Origin of the sequence: Mesorhizobium sp., assembly GCF_005063415.1 — a bacterium.
Taxonomy (GTDB): domain Bacteria; phylum Pseudomonadota; class Alphaproteobacteria; order Rhizobiales; family Rhizobiaceae; genus Mesorhizobium.
On the sequence record NZ_SUEG01000028.1, the window covers coordinates 1 to 19,611 of the forward strand.

At 64.5% G+C, this 19,611-nt stretch carries 18 protein-coding genes and 1 pseudogene; 9 read left to right on the forward strand and 10 right to left on the reverse strand.

All coding sequences use genetic code 11. From position 1 onward, the window contains the following. From E5W70_RS10335 to E5W70_RS10350, 4 genes and pseudogenes are all read right to left on the reverse strand, one after another. Nucleotides 1–281, reverse strand: a pseudogene (locus tag E5W70_RS10335) (sarcosine oxidase subunit gamma); the annotation flags it as partial. Continuing rightward, nucleotides 274–3,267: a sarcosine oxidase subunit alpha gene (locus tag E5W70_RS10340; RefSeq protein WP_292657290.1), complete on the reverse strand. Its 2,994-nt coding sequence runs from the start codon at nucleotides 3,265–3,267 to the stop codon at nucleotides 274–276. The gene E5W70_RS10340 and the pseudogene E5W70_RS10335, both read right to left, overlap by 8 nt. Beyond that, entirely contained in the window at nucleotides 3,264–3,560 is a 297-nt protein-coding gene (locus E5W70_RS10345) for a sarcosine oxidase subunit delta (protein ID WP_292657293.1), read from the reverse strand. Before E5W70_RS10345 ends, E5W70_RS10340 begins: the two co-directional genes overlap by 4 nt. A gap of 94 nt (nucleotides 3,561–3,654) precedes the next feature. Further along, a complete protein-coding gene (locus E5W70_RS10350) occupies nucleotides 3,655–4,908 on the reverse strand; it encodes a sarcosine oxidase subunit beta (protein ID WP_292657295.1) in 1,254 nt (417 codons plus the stop codon). A 268-nt stretch (nucleotides 4,909–5,176) separates the two neighbouring features. Between E5W70_RS10350 and E5W70_RS10355 the strand changes: the two genes are divergently transcribed. The 6 genes from E5W70_RS10355 (at nucleotide 5,177) to E5W70_RS10380 (ending at nucleotide 10,460) form a co-directional block, all read left to right on the forward strand. Next, complete coding sequence (locus E5W70_RS10355) at nucleotides 5,177–5,935, forward strand: SDR family oxidoreductase (protein ID WP_292657298.1); 759 nt, start codon at nucleotides 5,177–5,179, stop codon at nucleotides 5,933–5,935. Nucleotides 5,936–6,044: 109 nt separating this feature from the next. Then, entirely contained in the window at nucleotides 6,045–6,431 is a 387-nt protein-coding gene (locus E5W70_RS10360; RefSeq protein ID WP_292657301.1) for an SET domain-containing protein-lysine N-methyltransferase, read from the forward strand. Between the two features lie 266 nt (nucleotides 6,432–6,697). Continuing rightward, on the forward strand, nucleotides 6,698–6,970 hold the full coding sequence (rpsU, locus tag E5W70_RS10365; RefSeq protein WP_023675331.1) for a 30S ribosomal protein S21: 273 nt from the start codon (nucleotides 6,698–6,700) through the stop codon (nucleotides 6,968–6,970). A gap of 161 nt (nucleotides 6,971–7,131) precedes the next feature. After that, nucleotides 7,132–7,977 carry a tetratricopeptide repeat protein gene (locus E5W70_RS10370; RefSeq protein WP_292657303.1) on the forward strand — a complete coding sequence of 282 codons (846 nt, stop codon included), beginning with the start codon at nucleotides 7,132–7,134 and terminating at the stop codon, nucleotides 7,975–7,977. Between the two features lie 137 nt (nucleotides 7,978–8,114). Then, entirely contained in the window at nucleotides 8,115–8,588 is a 474-nt protein-coding gene (locus tag E5W70_RS10375) for a DUF992 domain-containing protein (protein WP_292657306.1), read from the forward strand. 414 nt (nucleotides 8,589–9,002) lie between these two features. Beyond that, nucleotides 9,003–10,460, forward strand: a complete 1,458-nt coding sequence (locus E5W70_RS10380) for an MFS transporter (RefSeq protein WP_292657308.1) — start codon at nucleotides 9,003–9,005, stop codon at nucleotides 10,458–10,460. On the opposite strand, the gene coaBC is transcribed toward E5W70_RS10380, so the two are convergent. From coaBC to ubiE, 3 genes are all read right to left on the reverse strand, one after another. Next, complete coding sequence (gene coaBC / locus E5W70_RS10385) at nucleotides 10,457–11,920, reverse strand: bifunctional phosphopantothenoylcysteine decarboxylase/phosphopantothenate--cysteine ligase CoaBC (protein WP_292657311.1); 1,464 nt, start codon at nucleotides 11,918–11,920, stop codon at nucleotides 10,457–10,459. The genes E5W70_RS10380 and coaBC overlap by 4 nt on opposite strands. A gap of 66 nt (nucleotides 11,921–11,986) precedes the next feature. Further along, nucleotides 11,987–13,561, reverse strand: coding sequence for a 2-polyprenylphenol 6-hydroxylase (gene ubiB, locus E5W70_RS10390; RefSeq protein ID WP_292657314.1), 1,575 nt, complete (start codon nucleotides 13,559–13,561; stop codon nucleotides 11,987–11,989). A gap of 70 nt (nucleotides 13,562–13,631) precedes the next feature. Continuing rightward, nucleotides 13,632–14,408, reverse strand: coding sequence for a bifunctional demethylmenaquinone methyltransferase/2-methoxy-6-polyprenyl-1,4-benzoquinol methylase UbiE (gene ubiE, locus E5W70_RS10395; RefSeq protein ID WP_292657316.1), 777 nt, complete (start codon nucleotides 14,406–14,408; stop codon nucleotides 13,632–13,634). Between the two features lie 166 nt (nucleotides 14,409–14,574). Between ubiE and E5W70_RS10400 the strand changes: the two genes are divergently transcribed. The 3 genes from E5W70_RS10400 (at nucleotide 14,575) to E5W70_RS10410 (ending at nucleotide 16,968) form a co-directional block, all read left to right on the forward strand. Further along, nucleotides 14,575–15,549, forward strand: coding sequence for an adenosine deaminase (locus E5W70_RS10400; protein ID WP_292657319.1), 975 nt, complete (start codon nucleotides 14,575–14,577; stop codon nucleotides 15,547–15,549). Nucleotides 15,550–15,677: 128 nt separating this feature from the next. Further along, complete coding sequence (gene upp / locus E5W70_RS10405; RefSeq protein WP_023675320.1) at nucleotides 15,678–16,307, forward strand: uracil phosphoribosyltransferase; 630 nt, start codon at nucleotides 15,678–15,680, stop codon at nucleotides 16,305–16,307. A gap of 100 nt (nucleotides 16,308–16,407) precedes the next feature. Further along, nucleotides 16,408–16,968 carry a TIGR02281 family clan AA aspartic protease gene (locus tag E5W70_RS10410; RefSeq protein WP_292657322.1) on the forward strand — a complete coding sequence of 187 codons (561 nt, stop codon included), beginning with the start codon at nucleotides 16,408–16,410 and terminating at the stop codon, nucleotides 16,966–16,968. Nucleotides 16,969–17,078: 110 nt separating this feature from the next. On the opposite strand, the gene deoA is transcribed toward E5W70_RS10410, so the two are convergent. The 3 genes from deoA to cdd are packed head-to-tail and all read right to left on the reverse strand — an operon-like array spanning nucleotide 17,079 to nucleotide 19,605. Continuing rightward, on the reverse strand, nucleotides 17,079–18,398 hold the full coding sequence (deoA, locus tag E5W70_RS10415) for a thymidine phosphorylase (RefSeq protein WP_292657325.1): 1,320 nt from the start codon (nucleotides 18,396–18,398) through the stop codon (nucleotides 17,079–17,081). After that, nucleotides 18,398–19,216: a purine-nucleoside phosphorylase gene (locus E5W70_RS10420; protein WP_292657328.1), complete on the reverse strand. Its 819-nt coding sequence runs from the start codon at nucleotides 19,214–19,216 to the stop codon at nucleotides 18,398–18,400. The genes deoA and E5W70_RS10420 overlap by 1 nt, the downstream gene beginning before the upstream one ends. Beyond that, nucleotides 19,213–19,605, reverse strand: a complete 393-nt coding sequence (cdd, locus tag E5W70_RS10425; protein ID WP_292657331.1) for a cytidine deaminase — start codon at nucleotides 19,603–19,605, stop codon at nucleotides 19,213–19,215. Before cdd ends, E5W70_RS10420 begins: the two co-directional genes overlap by 4 nt. Between the last annotated feature and the right edge of the window lie 6 nt (nucleotides 19,606–19,611).

A 19,611-nucleotide genomic window follows, 5' to 3' on the forward strand; every position in this document is an offset into this window, starting at 1 on the left:
TCTTTGCCGCTCTCATCGATGACCAGCCACTCGTCCGGCCCGAGCCACAAGGCCGTGCGTCCGGCCTTTGCCGCCGAGGTTTTCGGTCTCTGCGGCAGGACGACGCCGAGCGCTTTCGAAAGTGCCGCGATCGAGGTGTCCGGCGCGCGCAGCGATATGCGCTCGGCCGGCGGCAGCACGGCAAGTGTGACGCCGGCGCCGGAAAGCGACTGGCCGGCGAGCGCCGGACGGCGTTCGACCGAGGGTCCGGCGGCGGCAGTTTTCAAAGCGGCCTTAGCCATTGAGGCGCTCTCCCTTCTCGTCAAAGAACACCATGCCAGTGACCTCCAGCTCGACCACCCCGTCCGGCATCGGCACGTAGAGCGTCTCGCCCATGCGATCGCGGCCGCCGGCGACCAGCCCCAGCGCGATCGAGCGGCCGCAATTTTGCGACCAATAGCTCGAGGTGACATGGCCGATCATCTTCATCGGGATTGCCTGCTTCGGGTCCGCGACGACCTGCGCGCCCTCCTCCAGCACCACCTTGGGATCCCTGGTCTTCAGGCCGACAAGCTGCTTGCGGCCCTTGGCGACCAGGTCCGGCCGCGCCATGCCGCGAATGCCGACGAAGTCGGTCTTCTTCTTGCCGACCGCCCAGTCGAGCCCGGCGTCGTTCGGCGTAACCGTGCCGTCGGTATCCTGGCCGACGATGATGTAGCCCTTTTCGGCGCGCAGCACATGCATCGACTCGGTGCCGTAAGCACAGGCGCCATGCTTCTGGCTCTCGGCCCATAGCGCTTCCCAGACCGCCTCGCCGTAATCGGCCGGCACGTTGACCTCGAAGCCGCGCTCCCCGCTGAACGACATGCGAAACAGCCTTGTCGGGACGCCGCAGATCCGGCCTTCGCGCACCGACATATGCGGCAGCGCTTCATCCGACATGTCGATGCCCTCGACCAGCGGCGCGATGATGTCGCGAGACTTCGGTCCCTGCACGGCGATCACCGCCCACTGCTCGGTGATCGAGGTCAGCCAGACGTTGAGATGCGGGAACTCGGTCTGGAGATAATCCTCCATATGGTTCATGACGCGCGGCGCGCCGCCGGTCGTCGTCGTCACGTGGAAACGGTCGGCAGCCAGTCTTCCCACCACGCCGTCGTCATAGATGAAACCGTCCTCGCGCAGCATGATGCCGTAGCGGCAGCGGCCGGGCTCCAGTTTCTCCCATGGATTGGTGTAGAGCAGTTCCATGAATTTGGCCGCATCCGGCCCGACCACCTCGATCTTTCCCAGCGTCGAGGCGTCGAACAGGCCGGCCGTTTTGCGCACCGTGACGCATTCGCGGTCGACGGCCGCATGTATGTCCTCGCCCGGCTTCGGGAAGTACCAGGCGCGCTTCCACTGGCCGACATCCTCGAACATCGCGCCCTGGCGCTCTGCCCAGGGATGGATCGCCGTCTTGCGGGTCGGGTCGAAGAGAGGACCGCGCGCGTGCCCGACGATCGAGCCGAACGTCACCGGCGTATAGGGCGCGCGGAACGTTGTCAGCCCGACCTGCGGGATCGGCTTGCCCAACGTCTCGGCGGCAATTGCCAGGCCGTGCATGTTGGAGGTCTTGCCCTGGTCGGTCGCCATGCCGTTGGTGGTGAAGCGCTTGACGTGCTCGATCGAGCGCATGCCTTCATGCACCGCCTGGCGGATGTCCTTGGCGGTGACGTCGTTCTGGAAGTCGACGAACGCCTTTACCGTCGTATCCGCGCCGGCGCCGGGTGCCGCACCCAGCATGCCGCGCGACCAGCTCTCGTCGGCATCGACCTTCGGCTTCGTGCCCTTGGCCGGCTTGCTGCCGGCGTCCTTGGCCGCCTTGGCGCCCGCTGCATAAGCCTCGTCGATCGTCGCCAACAGCCCGTCGGTGCCGTTGCAGGCGCCGACCGAGACGCAATCCTGCGCATAAATGCCGGGCACGAAGCGCTTGGTCTCGTCGTTGAAGGCAACCTTGCCGCGCGATTGCGAGAACAGATGCACCGATGGCGTCCAGCCGGCCGACATCAGGATCGCGTCGACCGGCATGGTGCGTTCGCCGCCGCCATTCTTCGGCTGTACGGTCATCGACGACACCCGCAATTTGCCGCCGGCGCGGATCACCGCGCGGCCGAAATTGACCTCGATGCCGAGCGCCCTCGCCTCGTCGATCACCGGTCCGGTCGGGTTGTCGCGCAGGTCGACGATCGCCGCCACGTTGATGCCGGCCCTTTTCAGGTCGATCGCCGCCGCATAGGCGGAATCGTTTGCCGTATAGACGCCGACATTCCTGCCCACGGCGACGCCGTAATGGTTGAGATAGGTGCGCGCCGCCGCGGCCAGCATGATGCCCGGCCGGTCGTTATCGGCAAACACCATGTGGCGCTCGATGGCGCCGGTCGCCAGCACCACGCGTTTGGCACGAACCTGCCACAGCCGCTCGCGGGGCAGGTCGCGGCCGGGGTTCTGCAGATGGTCGCTGACGCGCTCGACCAGGCCGACGAAATTCTGCGCGTAATAGCCGAAGGCCGTGGTGCGCGGCAGCACGCGGACATTGTCCATCGCGCTCAACTTGGCGACGGCGGATTGCGCCCAGGAAAAGCCGTCCTGGCCTTCGATCTTCGCCCCGCTCTCGAAGCGCAGGCTGCCGCCGAATTCCGCCTGCTCGTCGGCAAGGATGATGCGCGCGCCGGTCTCGGCTGCAGCCAATGCCGCGGCGATGCCCGCGGCGCCGCCGCCAAGCACCAGCACCTCGCAATGGGCGAAGCGCGCCGAATAATGGTCGGGATCCGGCTGGTCGGGGGCGACGCCGAGACCGGCGGCGGCCCGGATCTTGGGCTCGTAGAGGTTTTTCCACGCAGCCTTCGGCCACATGAAAGTCTTGTAGTAGAAGCCGGCCGAAAGCATCGGCGAGGCGATACTGCTGACCGCACCGATGTCGAAAGCCAGCGACGGCCAGCGGTTCTGCGACTGTGCGGTCAGCCCGTCATAGAGTTCCTGCACCGTGGCGCGAACGTTCGGCGTCTTGCGTGCCTGGTCGCGCTTGATCTCGACCAGCGCGTTCGGCTCTTCGGCGCCGGCCGACAGGAAGCCGCGCGGCCGGTGGTACTTGAACGAGCGGCCGACAAGGTGGACGCCATTGGCAAGCAGCGCCGAGGCCAGCGTGTCGCCCTCGATCCCGGTATAGGGGCGGCCGTCGAAGCTGAAGCCAGCTATCTTTGCCTGCTTGAGCCGCCCAGCGCCGGCAATGCGGAACGTGGCGCTCATTTGGCGGCTCCCGGCAGCTTCGTGGGCTTCGGTTCGCCGGCCTTGTAGGTCATCAGAAACCTGTCGCTGACGGTGTCGCGCACGGCGTTGAAGAACCGCGCGCAGCCATGCATGTGCCGCCAGCGCTCATAGATGATCCCCTTGGGATTGGAGCGGATGAAGAAGAACTTTTCGAAATCGTCGTCGCTCTCGCCGGCGATGTTTGGGGAACGCACGATATGCGCCTCGCCGGCGTTGCGGAATTCGAGCTCGGGACGCTCTTCCTCGCAATAGGGGCAGCGGATGAGAAGCATGGTTGGTCCTACAGTTCGCCGTGGCCGACGCGAGCGCCGGCAGGTTGGTCGCAAAGCCTCTGGCCCATCGTCACGAAGTGAACCATCATCATCATCAGTGCGCCACCGCTGCCGCCGCCGCCTCGTCGATCAGCCGGCCGGTGCGGAAGCGCTCGATGGTGAAGGGCGCGTTGATCGGGTGCGGCTCGTCCCTGGCGATCGTATGGGCAAAGACATGGCCCGAACCCGGCGTCGCCTTGAAGCCGCCTGTGCCCCAGCCGCAATTGACATAGAGGCCGGGCACCGGCGTCTTGGCCAGGATCGGCGAACGGTCGGGCGTCACGTCGACGATGCCGCCCCATGAACGCAGCATCTTCATGCGGGTGAAGATCGGGAACATCTCGCAGATCGCGTCGAGCGTATGCTGCAAAATGTGCAGCCCACCGGTCTGCGAATAGGAGACATATTGGTCGGTGCCGGCGCCGATGACCAGCTCGCCCTTGTCGGACTGCGAGATATAGGCATGCACCGTGTTCGACATCACCACGCAAGGCACCACCGGCTTGACCGGCTCCGATACCAGCGCCTGCAGTGGATAGCTTTCCAGCGGCATGCGCACGCCGGCCATGTTCATGATCACCGAGGAATGGCCGGCGGCGACCACGCCGACCTTCCTGGCGCCGATGAAGCCGCGCGTCGTCTCGACGCCGGTAACCGCGCCGTTCGGCGCCCGCTTGACGCCGGTGACCTCGCAATTCTGGATGATGTGGACGCCGCGCGCCGAAGCGCCGCGCGCATAGCCCCAGGCGACGGCATCGTGGCGCGCCGTGCCGCCGCGGCGCTGCAGGGCAGCACCCATAACCGGGTAGCGCGCATCGCGCGAAATGTTAAGCGGCGGGCAGAATTCCTTGGCCTGCTCCGGCGTCAGCCATTCATTGTCGATGCCGTTCAGCCGGTTGGCGTGGACGTGCCGCTTCAGCACCTGGATGTCGTGGATGTTGTGGGCGAGCATCATGACGCCGCGCGGCGAATACATGACGTTGTAGTTGAGCTCCTGGCTGAGCCCGTCCCACAGCTTCAGCGCATGGTCGTAGATGCCGGCGCTCTCGTCATAGAGATAGTTCGAGCGGATGATCGTGGTGTTGCGGCCGGTATTGCCGCCGCCGAGCCAGCCTTTTTCCAAAACCGCGACGTTGGTGATGCCGTGCACGGTGGCGAGATAATAGGCGGTGGCCAGGCCGTGGCCGCCGGCGCCGACGATGATGACGTCGTACTCCTTCTTCGGCTCAGGCGAGGACCACTGTTCCTCCCAGCCTCTATGGCCGCGCATGGCCTCGCGGGCGATGGCGAATACCGAGTATTTCTTCAACGTTGCAGGCCTCGCAAATGGCGGCCGGGCATCCCACTCAAGCTCCGGCGCGCGAGCTGTATCACTAGCGAAACCGCGCTGCCAGCCTTGCACTGTTTGCGACGGCGCTTGCCGTTTTGCGCCGTGGTGAAAAACATGCATGCGATGTGATGGGCGGTCAAACCACATCCGAAGCACCTCGCAGGTATCGGGTGGCTCGCGCCGCCCTGATTTGCGACCAAGCATCCGATTGCCGGCAAGCACCGGCGCGAAAAAAGGATGCAAAAAAATGTTCGCACTTGCCGACAAAGTCGCCATCGTCACCGGCGCCAGTTCCGGCATCGGCCGCGCCACCGCAAAGCTCTTTGCCGAGCAGGGCGCCAAGGTGGTCGTCTCAGCCCGTCGCCAGGCCGAGCTCGATGCGCTGGTTGCCGAAATCGAAGACGCCGACGGCACCGCCATCGCTCTTGCCGGCGATGTCCGTGACGAAGCCTACGCAAGAGCCCTCGTCGGCCTGGCGGTCGAGAAATTCGGCGGGCTCGACATCGCCTTCAACAATGCCGGTTCGGTCGGCAAGATGGGGCCGGTCTCGGAGCTGTCGCTGGAGGGCTGGCGCGAGACGCTCGATACCAATCTGACCAGCGCCTTTCTCGGCGCGAAATACCAGGTGCCGGCGATGGTCGATCGCGGCGGCGGCTCGTTGATCTTCACCTCCACCTTCGTCGGCTACACGGTCGGCATGCCCGGCATGACCAGCTATGCCGCAAGCAAGGCCGGTCTGATCGGATTGACGCAGGTGCTGGCCGCCGAATATGGCCCGAAAGGCGTCCGGATCAACGCGCTGCTGCCGGGCGGCACCGACACGCCCTCGGCAACGTTCAAGACACCTGAATCGCGATCCTTCGTCGAAAACCTGCATGCCTTGAAGCGCGTCGCCGAGCCTGAGGAGATCGCCCGCTCGGCGCTTTACCTGGCTTCCGATGCATCGAGCTTTACCACCGGCACGGCACTGTTCGCCGACGGCGGCGTCTCGATCACCCGGACGTGAAGCGTTTCGCGGTCGGCGCATCGGCGCGCAAGCCAACGTCAGAAAAACCGGTCTTGCTTTTTCCGGCGATTTGACGATTCCGTCGTCTCCTCGAAAACAGGTTGGAAACATGCTGCTGATCAGGACCTATATCGCTGCAAGCGCAATCGAAGGCGTCGGCGTCTTCGCCGCCGAGCCGGTCCGCAAAGGCGCGCAGATCTGGCGTCTCGATCCGGACTTTGACCGGCTGATCCCGGTGGAAAGATACGAGACGGCGCCGCCGCACCTCAAGGAATTGCTCGACAGATATGCCTATCCCAGTCCGGACCGGCCGGGCTTCATGGTCTATGAGGTCGACAATGGCCGCTTCATGAACCACGCCGACAAGCCGAACACCGACTTTTCGCAATATGGCGGGGCCACCGCGACCCGCGACATCGCCGCCGGCGAGGAGATAACCTGCGACTACGGCGAGTTCTTCGAGGGTTTCGAGCAGCTCCACCTGGCCACGGCGTAGCGGCGCCTATCTGGCCCAAGGCGAATTTTGTTCTTGCTTTGTGCCAGCAGCTATGCTACTAATTTCGATATGGTGCTGATTTACACCAACGACCCGCCGCTGAGGTGGGTTTTTCGTTTCGGGGTCGGCACCGCTTCTCAATCGGCTGTGGACAGCGCCCCTTGATTCTGCTATCAGCCGCCCCAATTCGTGGTGTAACGCGCCGCGGAGGCTTGTGGCTATGGCCGCTTGCCTGTTGATTTCAAACCCGAAAGACAGGATTGCACGTGCAGGTACTCGTCCGCGACAACAATGTTGATCAGGCGCTTCGCGCGCTCAAGAAAAAGATGCAGCGCGAAGGCATCTTCCGCGAAATGAAGATGCGCGGGCATTACGAGAAGCCCTCCGAGAAGCGCGCCCGTGAAAAGGCGGAAGCCGTGCGCCGCGCCCGCAAGCTGGCCCGCAAGCGCGCCCAGCGCGAAGGCCTGCTGCCGATGACGCCACGTCCGGTCGCGGCCGGTGCTGCCGGTGCCGGTGCTCCGCGTCCGCCGCGGTTCTGACGTCAATTTTTCGTCCTTTTCCAAGGATATCCAAGGTGGCGCGATGCGGAATCGCCGCCACCTTTTTGTTGTGATTTCGACCCGGTCCGAAAGGACCGGTTGGGAGAGATGCCGGTTCGGAGGGGGAACGGACCAGACGGCGCAGTAAGGACAGGGCAGACATGGACGCAATTACCGTAGAGCGCAGAACCGCGTGGCGCGGCCTCGCCCTGACGGCAGCCCTGCTTTCCGGGATGGCGCTTGCCAGCTGCCAGAGCGTTCCGACCGGCGAGTTCAACAACATCGACAAGGCGCAAGCCTCGAGCGAGAACATCTCCTCGCTGTCGGCGGTGATCCAGCGCAACCCTCAGGATCCGGAAGCCTACAATGTGCGCGGCTCGGCCTATGGCCGCGGCGGCCAGTACCAGGCGGCGCTGAAGGACTTCGACACCGCCATCCAGCTCAATCCGAATTTCTACCAGGCCTATTCGAACCGGGCGCTCATCCAGCGCTTCCTCGGTGACCAGGCAAGCGCGCTGGCCGACTACAACCGCTCGATCCAGATCAATTCCAATTATGACGCCGCCTATATCGGCCGCGGCAATCTCTACCGCAGGGCCGGCCGGATCCAGGAAGCCTTCAACGATTTCCAGAAGGCCATCCAGCTCGACACGACCGACGCGCGCGCCTATCACAATCGCGGCCTGATCTACCAGAGCCAGGGCCAGCACGCCTTTGCCATCGAGGATTTCTCGACCGCCATTTCGCTGGCGCCGGATGCTTCCGAGCCTTACAACGGACGCGGCCTCTCCTACCTTGCCATGAACGACGAGGACAATGCCTTCGCCGACTTCAACATGGCCATCAAGCTCGACGGCAAGAACGCCGAGGCCTGGTCCAACCAGGCGCTCATCTACGAACGGCGCGGCGACAAGGTCAGGGCCGCGAAATCCTACCGCGAGGCCGTGCACCTCAATCCGACCTACCAGCCGGCCAAGGACGGCCTGGCTCGCACCAGCGCCGGCTGAGCGGGCCGGTTTACCGGGCGCCCCTTTCCGCACCCCGACAACCCTGCGTTTACCCTTGCCTTGCTGGCGCCAAGTTTTCGGCGGAACGCTCGGCGTGCTCAGCCGTTTGTACAAAGCCATTTGGAAAGGACCCTGCCATGATCAAGAAACTCGCCTGTGCCGCCGCTCTGGCGACGACCGTCGTTGTCGCTCCCGCCAGCGCCAGCAAGCTCCAGCTCGGCGTGCTCGACTGCACCATCGACGGCGGCACGGCCTATCTCGTCACCTCCAACAAGGGTGTTTCCTGTGTCTTTCGTCCGCATCGTGGCGGCCCCTCCGAAGTCTATACCGGGGTGATTTCCAAGCTCGGCGTTGATGTCGGCCGGACGCATCAGGGCCAGCTGGTATGGGCGGTTCTGGCGGCGACCCGCAACCACGATGAAGGCGACCTTGCCGGCAGCTATTATGGCGTGAATGCCGAGGCCAGCGTGGTCACCGGTGGCGGCGCCAATCTCCTCGTCGGCGGCCTCGACAGCGCCTTTTCGCTGCAGCCGCTCAGCGTCCAGGCACAGACCGGCGTCAACCTGGCGGTCGCCGTCACGTCGCTGGACCTGATCCACTCGTTCAAATAACGGCGTATCATGGCTCCCCGAGCGGCGGGGAGCGTAGGTGTCGGCCTGCCAATAGCTGCCGAAAGCTCATGGATTCCGGCAGGCCCACTCCGCAGAGGATAGGCCGCCCTGATGTTCAAAGTTGCAGCGCTCGAAGATCACGGCATGGCAACTGTGTTCATGTCGTTTACCGTGGACCGAAGATTGCGGCGATCCAATATTGCTTGTCTTCGGTCCGACCAGAATCTCAACGCATAGTGATCGTCCCCCATCGCACAATTTTGACATCTGCCACGTCAACGGCGCTCAAAACCGCTTGATCTCAACTGCGGTTGAGGTCCTAGAAGCCCTCCCCATACTGCGACATGCGCTCATTTGTACGTGAAGAACGCTCCAATATTTTAGACCGGCGTCTAAGGAAGCTCGGGGGACTGGATGACCAAAACAAGCACAAAAAGGGTCGACTGGCGCGCGCTGTGGGCGAGCGGCGATCTGGCGCGCTTCTGCTTCATCAGCCTCGGCATCCTGCTGCACGCCACCAACGAAACGATGGTGGCGACGGTCATGCCGGCCATGGTCGGCGAACTCGCCGGCGTGCAACTGGTCGGCTGGTCGCTGGCGATCTACGAGCTCGGCGCCATCGTTGCCGGTGCGGCCGCCGGACGGCTGGTGAGCTATGTCGCGCTGCGTACCAACATGATGGTCGCCGCAATGCTCTATGCCGGCGGCGCGCTGGTCTGCGCCACCGCGCCTTCGATGCCGCTGTTCCTCAGCGGCCGCCTGATCGAGGGGCTCGGCGGCGGCGCGCTGGTGTCGCTGGCCTTCGTCTCGGTCGAGCGGCTGTTTGCCCGCGCGATCTGGCCGCAGCTTTTCGGCGTCATGTCGGCGATCTGGGGTGTCGCCGCCTTCAGCGGGCCGGTGCTCGGCGCGGTCATGACCGAATTGCTGTCCTGGCGCTGGGCCTTCGGCGTCTTCACCCTCGGCGGCACGGCCATGGCCCTGGCAAGCTTCATCGTGCTCGATACGCCTGAAGCAACAAGGCCGCAGGCGACCGGCGGCTCAGCGCCGCCTTTCCCCTTTGCGGCACTTGGGTGCCTTGCCGTCAGCGTCGTGCTGATCGCCACCGCCGGCGTCGACATCGCCCTGCTGCGCTCGTCGCTGCTGCTCACCCTCGGCCTGATCGGCCTGGCGCTGTTTATCCATATCGACGCGCTGAAGCCGCGCTCGCGCCTCTTCCCGTCGCGGCTGTTTTCATGGCGCTCGCCGGTCGGCGCGGGCATGACCATGGTTGCGGCGTTTTCGATGGCGACCTGCTCGTTCGCGGTCTACGGGCCACTTCTCCTGACCAGCCTGCACGGCATTCCGATCCTCACCACCGGCTACATCATCGCCGCCGAATCGATCGCCTGGTCGATCCTGTCGATCCTCGTCGCCAATGCGCCGCCGGAGCGCGAACGGCTGATCATCGTCGGCGGTGCGCTGATGATCGCCACGGGCGTCGCCGGTTTCGCTTATACGGTGCCGGCGGGCTCGATCCCGTTGATCCTGCTTTGCGCTTTGCTGCAAGGCGGCGGTTTCGGCGTCGCCTGGCCGTTCGTCACGCGTGTCATCGTGGCATCGGCGCGGGAAGGCGAGCAGACGATCGCCTCGGCCGCCGTGCCGACCATGCAGCGCATCGGCTATGCCGTGGGTGCGGCACTGACCGGCATCGTCGCCAACGCCAGCGGCTTTTCCGAGGGCCTGAACCGCGAGGCCGCGGCAAATGTTGCTACCTGGCTGTTCCTCGCGTTCGTGCCGCTCGGCATCCTGGGATGCCTTGCCGCCTTGCGGATTTCGGGGGCGAGCGACACGAAGCCGGCGAAGCTGCCAATCTCCGTGGGGGATATTGACTAGACGACGACCGTCGTCAGCCGCTCAGCGATCAGTGCCGCGAGCCGCGTCGCCACCTTGTCCTTGCTCATCTCCGGCCATTCCTCGACGCCGGCCTTTGAGACGATCCGCACCTTGTTGCGGTCGCCGCCCATCACGCCCGGAGAACCGCCTTCATGCGAGACATCATTGGCGACGATAAGATCGGCACCCTTTTTCGCAAGCTTGGCCTCGGCATTCCTGACCAGGTCCTGCGTCTCCGCGGCGAAACCGACCACAAGCATCGGCCGCTTTTTGTGATGCCCGACACCGGCAAGAATATCGGGATTTTCCACCATCTGCAGCACCGGCGGACCCTCGCCCGCCACCTTCTTGATCTTTTCCCCGGCCGAGCTTTGAGCGCGCCAGTCGGCGACAGCCGCGACGAACACTGCCGCGTCGGCCGGCAGCAGCTGTTCGACCGCATCCTTCATCTCGACGGCAGTTTCGACATGCAGCGTGGCGACGCCGGCCGGATCGGCAACGCCGACCGGACCGGAGACGAGACGCACGTCGGCGCCAAGCCTGGCCAGCGCCGCCGCGATCGCATGGCCCTGCTTGCCCGATGAGCGGTTCGCGATGTAGCGCACCGGGTCGATCGGTTCATGCGTCGGTCCGGAAGTGACGATGATCTTTCTTCCCGCCAGCGGCTTTGGCCGGCTGTCGAGCAGCGCCTCGATCGCGGCGACGATCTCCAGCGGCTCGGCCATGCGGCCCTCGCCCGCCTCGTTGCTCTCGGCCATCTCGCCTTTCGCCGGGCCGACGAATGCGACGCCGTCCTTACCCAGCGTCGCACGGTTGCGGCGGACCGCCGGGTGTGTCCACATTTTCGGATTCATCGCCGGCGCCATTAAAACCTGCTTGTCGGTGGCGATGAGCACGGTGGAGGCAAGATCATTGGCGTGGCCGTTGGCGAGCTTCGCCATCAGGTCGGCGGTGGCCGGCGCCACGACCACAAGGTCGGCCTCGCGCGACAGCCGGATATGGCCGATGTCGTGCTCGTCCTGCCGGTCGAACAGCTCGGTGAAGACGTGGTCGGCGGACAGTGCTCCGGCCGACAGCGTGGTCACGAATTCCTGCGCCGCGGTTGTCATCACCACGCGCACCGAAGCACCGCGCTCGCGCAGCCGGCGGATCAGGTCGAGCGCCTTGTAGGCGGCGATGCCTCCGCCGATGATCAGCAGGATGCGCTTGCCGGAGAGGACACCTCGCGCGACTTGGCTGGGGACCGCGACCACCGGCGCTGCAGGATTCTGCAAGCCTGTCAGCTCGCGCAGGGTTTTTTCGATCTGGTCGATGCGGCCGGACGAACCGAGTTGACCTTCGACCGCTGCGCGGATCATGACCCGCGCCTGGTCTTCCATAGACCGGCCATTCTCCGCCGCCAATCGGCGCAGCATATCCTTGACCTCGTCATCAAGGTTACGGATCGTGATGCTGGCCATGTGATTGCACTTTATCCAAAATCGCCGAAGGCAATGATAGCAATGCAATCAATTGACAACAAGGCGTTAGAGCAGCTTCCAGGCGATGTACAGCAGGCTCAGCGCGATCACCCACAGCGCCAGCCGGCCGGAGCGGGTGTAGTGCGCCTCGGCCTTGCCGATCGCGCGCGCGGTCCTTTCGTCGAAGCGCAGGCCGTGCTCGGCCATCAGGTCGATCTCGCGCGACAGCCGCTCGGTGCGGGCGGCGAGGTCCGGCGCCTGGCGGGCCAGCGCCAGCAGCGCGTTGGCGCCGTCGCGCGCATCGGCCAGCAAAGCGCGCGGGCCGAGATTGCGGGCAATCCAGCCGCTGACCACCGGCTCCGACGTCTTCCACATGTTGAAGGCCGGGTCGAGCGTGCGGGCGACGCCCTCGACAACGACCATGGTCTTCTGCAGCAGCACCAGCTCGGATCGCGTCGCCATGTCGAAGAGGTCGGTCACCTCGAACAGCAGCGTCAGCAGCTTGGCCATCGAGATGGTCTCGGCCGGCTGGCCGTGGATCGGTTCGCCGATCGCCCGGATCGCCTGGGCGAAAGCTGCGACATTGTGCTGGCGCGGCACGTAGCCGGCCTCGAAATGCACCTCGGCGACGCGCTGGTAATCGCGCGTGATGAAGCCGTAGAGGATTTCGGCGAGGAAGCGGCGCTCCTTCCTGCCGAGCCGGCCGGCAATGCCGAGATCGACAGCGACGATGGTGCCATCGGCCTCGACGAACAGGTTCCCTGGATGCATGTCGGCATGGAAGAAACCGTCACGCAGCGTATGGCGCAGGAACGACTGGACCAGGTTGGCGGCAATCGCCTTCAGGTCGTGGCCGGCGGCGGTGAGGCCGGCAATATCGTTCAACTTGATGCCGTCGACCCATTCCATGGTCAGCACGTCACGACCGGTGCGCTCCCAGTCGACCGACGGCACGCGAAAGCCGGGATCGTCCTTGGTGTTCTCGCCGAGCTCCGAAAAAGCCGCCGCCTCCAGCCTCAAATCCATTTCGATCTTGGTGGTCTGGGCCAGCGTCTCCGTCACCTCGACCGGCCGCAGCCGGCGCGACGACGGGATGTACTTTTCCTGCAGCCGGGCGGCGAGGAAATAGCTCTCGAGATCGCGAAAGAAGCGGCGGCGCACGCCCGGCCGGATGACCTTCACCGCCACTCGCCTAACGACGCCGTCCTGCAGCGTTTCGGCGGTATGGACCTGCGCGATCGAGGCGGCGGCGACGGCCTCGCCAAAACTGGCATAGAGCTCACCGACCTTGCGTCCGAGCGATGCTTCTATCGCCGCTATGGCCTCGGCCTTCGGAAAGGTCTGCATCTTGTCCTGCAGCATGGCGAGATCAAGCGCGATATCGTTGCCGACGACGTCGGGCCGTGTCGCCAGGAACTGGCCGAGCTTGACGTAGGACGGGCCGAGCCGCACGACCGCCTTGGCCAGCCTGTCCCCGCGCTCATAGGCAAGCGCGCGCCTGCGGGTGAACAACCGGGCCATGCGCCAGCCGAATTTCGGCAGGCCGAAGAGTTCGTCGCCAGGCAAAGCCGCGATGACGCCTTCGCGGACCAGCACCCAGCCGGCCCGCACGAGCCTGAAACCAGCGCCGATGCTGCTCATGGCTGGCTTTGCCCTGCCGGTTTCCTGAACTGGCGAAAGGCACGTCGGGCTATGAAAATGCGGGCCAGCCTCAAAGCTTCCAGCCCGAATGAAGCGCGGCGATGCCGCCGGAATAATTGCGGAATGAGGCGCGGTCGAAGCCCGCGCGCGAAATCATCGCCGCGAAATTCTGCTGATTGGGAAATTTGCGGATCGATTCGACCAGATAGGAATATGGCTCGCCATCGCCGGTCACCACCTTGCCTATCCGCGGGATGGCGTTGAACGACCATGCTTCATAGACCTTGTCGAGCAGCGGCATCTCGACCTCGGAAAATTCAAGGCAGAGAAAGCGCCCGCCAGGCTTCAGCACGCGATAGGCTTCGGCAAGCGCCACATCGATGCGCGGCACGTTGCGGATGCCGAACGCGATGGTGTAGGCATCGAAAGTAGCGTCGGCAAAAGGCAGTTCCTCGGCATTGGCTTCGACGAAATCGGTATTTGCCGACAGGCCCTTTTTCTCGGCCCGGTCGCGGCCGACGGCGAGCATCGAGCCGTTGATATCCAGAACCGTTGCATGAGCGTGCCTGCCGCTCGCCTCGACGATGCGGAAGGCGACGTCGCCGGTGCCGCCGGCAACGTCGAGAACGCTCCAGCCCGGCCGCTTCGGTGGATTGAGCCAGGCGACCATGGCGTCCTTCCACAACCGATGCAGCCCGGCCGACATCAGGTCGTTCATCAGGTCGTAGCGGTTCGCCACCTTGTGGAAAACATCATTGACCAGGGACTGCTTGTCGCCTGGTCCTACTCGCTTGAAACCATAGGAGGTTTCCATGCCGCCCGCAGCAGTGGTTCTTTCAACCGACATCGTTTTGATCCGCCATAAAATCGGCGGGACCATAGCCGATCGATGGTGCGGGCGCTATTGTTTAAGGCGCGGTGTTCGGCCGCGCTTCGAAGCAGGTTCCGGAAAAGTGTCACACGGTTTTCCGACAAGAACTTGCGTCATAAGAAAAGCCTGACGGGATAATCGAATGCCTTTGAAAGCAGAACTGCACTGCCACATCGAAGGGGCAGCGGCGCCTGAACTCGTCCTCCGCCAGGCTGAGAAATACGGCAAGGATGCCTCGCCCTACATCCAGGACGGCTCCTTCGTCTGGCACGATTTCACCTCTTTCCTCGCCGCCTACGACTTCTCCTCCGACCTGTTCCGCACTGAAGAAGACTATGCGCGGCTGGCCGATCATTACCTGACAAGCCTTGCCCGAGACGGCGCCATCTATTCCGAGGTTTTCACCTCGCCCGACCACGCCAGCAAGGCCGGCATGTCGCCGAAGGCCTATACCGACGCGCTCGGCGAAGGCATGGCCCGCGCCAAGGCGAAGACCGGCATCGAAGGCCGGATGATCGTCACCGGCGTGCGCAATTTCGGCGTCGAATCGATCGAGCGGGCGGCGCGTTTCGCCGCCCGCTGCGGGCATCCGCTGGTCACCGGCTTCGGCGTCGCCGGCGATGAGCGGATCGGCGATTTGGAAGATTATGTCAGGGCCTTCGAAATCGCCCGCGAGGCCGGTCTCGGCATCACCGTGCATGCCGGCGAATTGATGGGCTGGGAGAGCGTTGAGGCGGCACTCGACCACATCCGCCCGTCTCGCATCGGCCATGGCGTGCGCGCCATCGAGAACCCCGATCTCGTGCGGCGCATCGCCGACGAAGGCGTCGTGCTCGAATGCTGCCCCGGCTCCAACATCGCCCTGAAAGTCTTCGATAGCTTCGCCGACCATCCCTTTCCCGCCTTGCGCGCGGCGGGCTGCAAGGTGACGCTCAACTCCGATGACCCGCCCTATTTCTGGACCTCGCTGAAACGCGAATACGACATCGCCGCCGAGCATTTTGCCATGGATGACAAGGCGCTCACCGCCGTCACCAGGACGGCCATCGAGGCAGCCTTCGTCGACAGGAAGACTAGGGCGGCGCTGCTGGGCAGGCTCGGCGCCAAGGGCAGGTGAATAGTGAATGGTTCACCCGGCGCTTCGGTTCGTCAACCGCGAGTTTTTCCGCGCAACCAAGGACTCGCAAACCAGTTCACTATTCACTATTCACCATTCACTATTCACCTGCGCAGTTGGAGAACACCATGAAGGGCGTCACCGTCGTCGACCATCCGCTTGTCCAGCACAAGCTGACCATCATGCGCAAGAAGGAAACCTCGACGGCCGGCTTCCGGCGGCTGCTGCGCGAGATCTCGCTATTGCTCGGCTACGAGGTCACCCGCAACCTCGAACTGACGACGACGACGATCGAGACGCCGATCGAGACGATGGAGGCGCCGACGCTGGAGGGCAAGAAACTGGTCTTCGCCTCGGTGCTGCGCGCCGGCAACGGCTTGCTTGAAGGCCTGCTCGATCTGGTGCCGGCGGCGCGTGTCGCCCATATCGGCCTCTACCGCGACCATGAGACGCTGGAAGCGGTCGAGTATTTCTTCAAGGCGCCGGGCGACCTCGCCGACCGGCTGGTGATCGTCGTCGACCCGATGCTGGCGACCGCCAATTCGGCGATCGCGGCGATCGACAAGCTGAAAGGCCGCGGCGCCACCAACATCCGCTTCCTCTGCCTGTTGGCGGCACCAGAGGGCCTCGAGCGGTTTACCCAGGCGCATCCCGATGTTCCGGTCTTCACCGCTTCCATCGACCGCCAACTCAACGAGAAGGGCTACATCATGCCCGGTCTCGGCGATGCCGGCGACCGCATGTACGGCACCAAATAGATCCGTTTACCGATTGTTTACCCAAACGGCTGGTTTCCGCATTCGTTAAAGCGGCAAACACCATGTCGGACTAAGGATCGGCAACCACAAAGGCCGGTCCATGCTGCGCAAGCTTCTCATCCTTGGCGTGTTTGCCGGAACGTCGGCGTCGCTGCCGATCGTCTATCAGTCGAATCCACAGGTAATCGAACGGCTGTTGAAATCCGCCGTCGGAACCAAGCCGGCCGACACACAAACCGACCTGAACCTCGCCGCCGTTCCGGACAGGCCGGCGACGCCGCAGCCGCTCGGCCGCAAGGTCGTCGTCACCGCGGACGCGCGCGGGCATTTCATGTCCGTCTTCAAGTTGAACGGCCGCCAGATCGACGGCATGATCGATACCGGCGCAACGCTCGTCGCCATCAACAGCTCGACAGCGCGCAGGATCGGCATCTCGCTCAATTCGGCGGACTTCAGCCATCAGGTCAACACCGCCAACGGTGCGATCAAGGCCGCCGTGGTGACGATCGACCGCCTGCAGATCGGCAGGATCACCGTCGAGGGCGTCGAGGCCGTCGTGCTCGACGACAGGGCGCTGCACACCAATCTGATCGGCATGAGCTTTCTGCAGCGGCTCGAAAAATACCAGGTCGAAGACGGCACGCTGCTGCTGGTTCAGTAGACCGCGACCCCGAACCGCGGGTCCGCGTCAGCGAAAAGTGGAGACCGGTTTTCGGACAAGATCATGGCCCAAAGAAAGATAGAGCCCATCCGATACCATCGGAATGGGCTCTACCCGCGCGGCAGGATCCGCCGGATGACGGTTTTCTCCGTGGCCGGTTTGGAAGTGCCGATCGTATAGGCCGAAAGCACGGCGGCGGCGGCCGCTTCGGCATCCCCGGTATTGCGGGCATGGACCAGCGCCAGCGCTTCGCCGGTCCGCACTTCAGCGCCGACTGGCAACAGCCTGGTGATGCCGACGGCGTGATCGATCCTGTCGTCGGGCCGCGTCCGCCCGCCGCCAAGCCCGACCACCGCAACCCCGATCTCGCGGGTAGCGATGCCGGAGACAAAGCCGTTCGCGCTCGCCTTGACGGCAAATTCCGTTGCCGTTTTCGGCAGATATTTTTCCGGATTTTCGATGAAGTCGGCGGGACCGCCAAGTGCCGCCACCATGCGCGCGAAGATGGCAGCGGCGCGGCCGCCGGCCAGCGTCTCGGCGGCGCGGCGCAGGCCGTTCTGGTTGGACGACACCAGGCCTGCCGATTGCAGCATCTCGGCGGCCAGCGCCAGCGTCACGTCCTCCAGCCGCCGGTCACGAAAGCGGCCGGTGAGAAAATCGACGGCGTTGCGCACCTCGACCGCATTGCCGGCGGCGGATGCCAGCGGCTCGTTCATGCCGGTGACCAGCGCCGAGGCCTTAAGGCCGGCGCCATTGGCGACGTCGACCAGGCTGTTGGCGAGCGCGGTTGCATCGCGCGATTTCTCCATGAAGGCGCCGTTGCCGACCTTGACGTCCAGCACTAGCGAATTGAGGCCGGCGGCCAGCTTCTTCGACAGGATCGAGGCGGTGATCAGCGGCACCGATTCCACCGTTCCCGTCACATCGCGGATGGTGTAGAGCCTGGCGTCGGCAGGTGCCAGATCGGCGGTCTGGCCGATGATGGCGCAGCCGGTTTCGAGCACGGTCTTGCGGAAGCGCGCAACATCCGGCTGGCTGATATAGCCGGGGATCGCATCCATCTTGTCCAGCGTGCCGCCGGTATGGCCCAGACCCCTGCCGGAAATCATCGGCACATAGGCGCCGCAGGCAGCGACGATCGGCGCCAGCATCAAGGAGACATTGTCGCCGACGCCGCCCGTCGAATGCTTGTCGGTGACCGGGCCGGGCAGATCCGACCAGTCGAGCACATCGCCGGAATCGCGCATCGCCATTGTCAGCGCCACCGCCTCGTCGCGGCTCATGCCGTTGAAGAATACCGCCATGGCGAAAGCGCCGACCTGCGCGTCGGTGACGGTGCCGGCGGTCAGGCCCTCGATGAAGAACGCTGTCTCCTCAGCCGAGAGCTTCTGGCCATCGCGCTTGCGGCGGATGATTTCCTGCGGAAGCATCAGGCGTCTACCCTGTGCTCCGGAAGCCCGTCCTGAAAAACACGCTGCAGAATGGTCGCCAGCCGCGCGCCGCCGACCGGCGCCATGTCCTTGGTCTCCTGGTGCGACAGCTCGGCTCCGGTCATGCCGGCAGCAAGATTGGTGACTACAGAACAGGCGGCGACGCGCAGGCCGAGGAAGCGGGCGAGAATGACCTCCGGCACCGTCGACATGCCGACCGCGTTGGCGCCCATGACGCGCGCCATGCGGATCTCGGCGGGCGTCTCGAAGCATGGGCCGGAGAACCACATATAGACGCCCTTGTGCAGCGTGGTACCGGTGGCCTTCGCCGCCTGCTCGATGGCGGAGCGGAGACCGGCGTCGTAGGCCTCGGTCAGGCCGACGAAACGGCGGTCGCTCGGTTCGCCGATCAGCGGGTTGGAGCCCGAGAAATTGATGTGGTCGGTGATCAGCATCACCGATCCCGGACCCATCCCGGGATCGACCGAACCGGCAGCGTTGGTGAGGATGAGCCTGGAGATGCCCAGGCCGGCGAGCACTTCGAGTGCCGGCCGCATCGCCGCTGCGTTGCCGTGCTCGTAATAGTGTGCGCGGCCGGACAGCATCAGCACCGGCGTGCCGGCAAAAAGCCCCGCCACCACCTCGCCGGCATGGCCGCTGACGCCGCTTCGGGGAAACCCCGGCAAGTCGGCGTAGGAGATGCGCACCGCATCCTCGACCTTGTCGACTAGCCCGCCAAGCCCTGACCCCAGCACCAAGGCGGTGGTCGGCGCCAGCCCGTCCAGTCTTTCGACGAGGTGATCGAGCGCTTCCTTCATTTCAGCACATCGCCTTCAAACCCGTATGGCAACAACTCGCCCATGGTCACGGTCTCGACCACGCCGCTATCATCGCAGAGATAGAACTTCGTTTCCGGCCGGCAGAATTCGGCCAGCCGCTGCCGGCAACCGCCGCAGGGCGAGCATTTTGCCACGCGTTCGGCGATCACGGCGATTTCCGTGATCTTGCCGCCACCGCCCATGATGTAGTTGGCAAGTGCGGTGGTTTCAGCGCACCAGCCCTCCGGATAGGACGCGATCTCGACATTGGCGCCGGCAAAGACACGGCCGTCCTCGGTGCGCAACGCCGCGCCGACCGGAAATTTCGAATAGGGCGCATAGGCCTTGGCCATAGCGGCTTTCGCCGCTTCGAACAGATCATGAGCCATGATAGA

Excerpts from the sequence above, each read along its gene's own strand:
- E5W70_RS10360 (WP_292657301.1), top strand. The coding sequence starts at position 6,045 with ATGCTGCTGATCAGGACCTATATCGCTGCAAGCGCAATCGAAGGCGTC.
- E5W70_RS10420 (WP_292657328.1), bottom strand. The coding sequence starts at position 19,216 with ATGAAGGAAGCGCTCGATCACCTCGTCGAAAGACTGGACGGGCTGGCG.
- E5W70_RS10345 (WP_292657293.1), bottom strand. The coding sequence starts at position 3,560 with ATGCTTCTCATCCGCTGCCCCTATTGCGAGGAAGAGCGTCCCGAGCTC.
- ubiB (WP_292657314.1), bottom strand. The coding sequence starts at position 13,561 with ATGAGCAGCATCGGCGCTGGTTTCAGGCTCGTGCGGGCCGGCTGGGTG.
- E5W70_RS10380 (WP_292657308.1), top strand. The coding sequence starts at position 9,003 with ATGACCAAAACAAGCACAAAAAGGGTCGACTGGCGCGCGCTGTGGGCG.
- E5W70_RS10400 (WP_292657319.1), top strand. The coding sequence starts at position 14,575 with ATGCCTTTGAAAGCAGAACTGCACTGCCACATCGAAGGGGCAGCGGCG.
- cdd (WP_292657331.1), bottom strand. The coding sequence starts at position 19,605 with ATGGCTCATGATCTGTTCGAAGCGGCGAAAGCCGCTATGGCCAAGGCC.
- E5W70_RS10410 (WP_292657322.1), top strand. The coding sequence starts at position 16,408 with ATGCTGCGCAAGCTTCTCATCCTTGGCGTGTTTGCCGGAACGTCGGCG.
- ubiE (WP_292657316.1), bottom strand. The coding sequence starts at position 14,408 with ATGTCGGTTGAAAGAACCACTGCTGCGGGCGGCATGGAAACCTCCTAT.
- E5W70_RS10355 (WP_292657298.1), top strand. The coding sequence starts at position 5,177 with ATGTTCGCACTTGCCGACAAAGTCGCCATCGTCACCGGCGCCAGTTCC.
- coaBC (WP_292657311.1), bottom strand. The coding sequence starts at position 11,920 with ATGGCCAGCATCACGATCCGTAACCTTGATGACGAGGTCAAGGATATG.
- E5W70_RS10375 (WP_292657306.1), top strand. The coding sequence starts at position 8,115 with ATGATCAAGAAACTCGCCTGTGCCGCCGCTCTGGCGACGACCGTCGTT.
- upp (WP_023675320.1), top strand. The coding sequence starts at position 15,678 with ATGAAGGGCGTCACCGTCGTCGACCATCCGCTTGTCCAGCACAAGCTG.
- E5W70_RS10340 (WP_292657290.1), bottom strand. The coding sequence starts at position 3,267 with ATGAGCGCCACGTTCCGCATTGCCGGCGCTGGGCGGCTCAAGCAGGCA.
- E5W70_RS10370 (WP_292657303.1), top strand. The coding sequence starts at position 7,132 with ATGGACGCAATTACCGTAGAGCGCAGAACCGCGTGGCGCGGCCTCGCC.
- deoA (WP_292657325.1), bottom strand. The coding sequence starts at position 18,398 with ATGCTTCCGCAGGAAATCATCCGCCGCAAGCGCGATGGCCAGAAGCTC.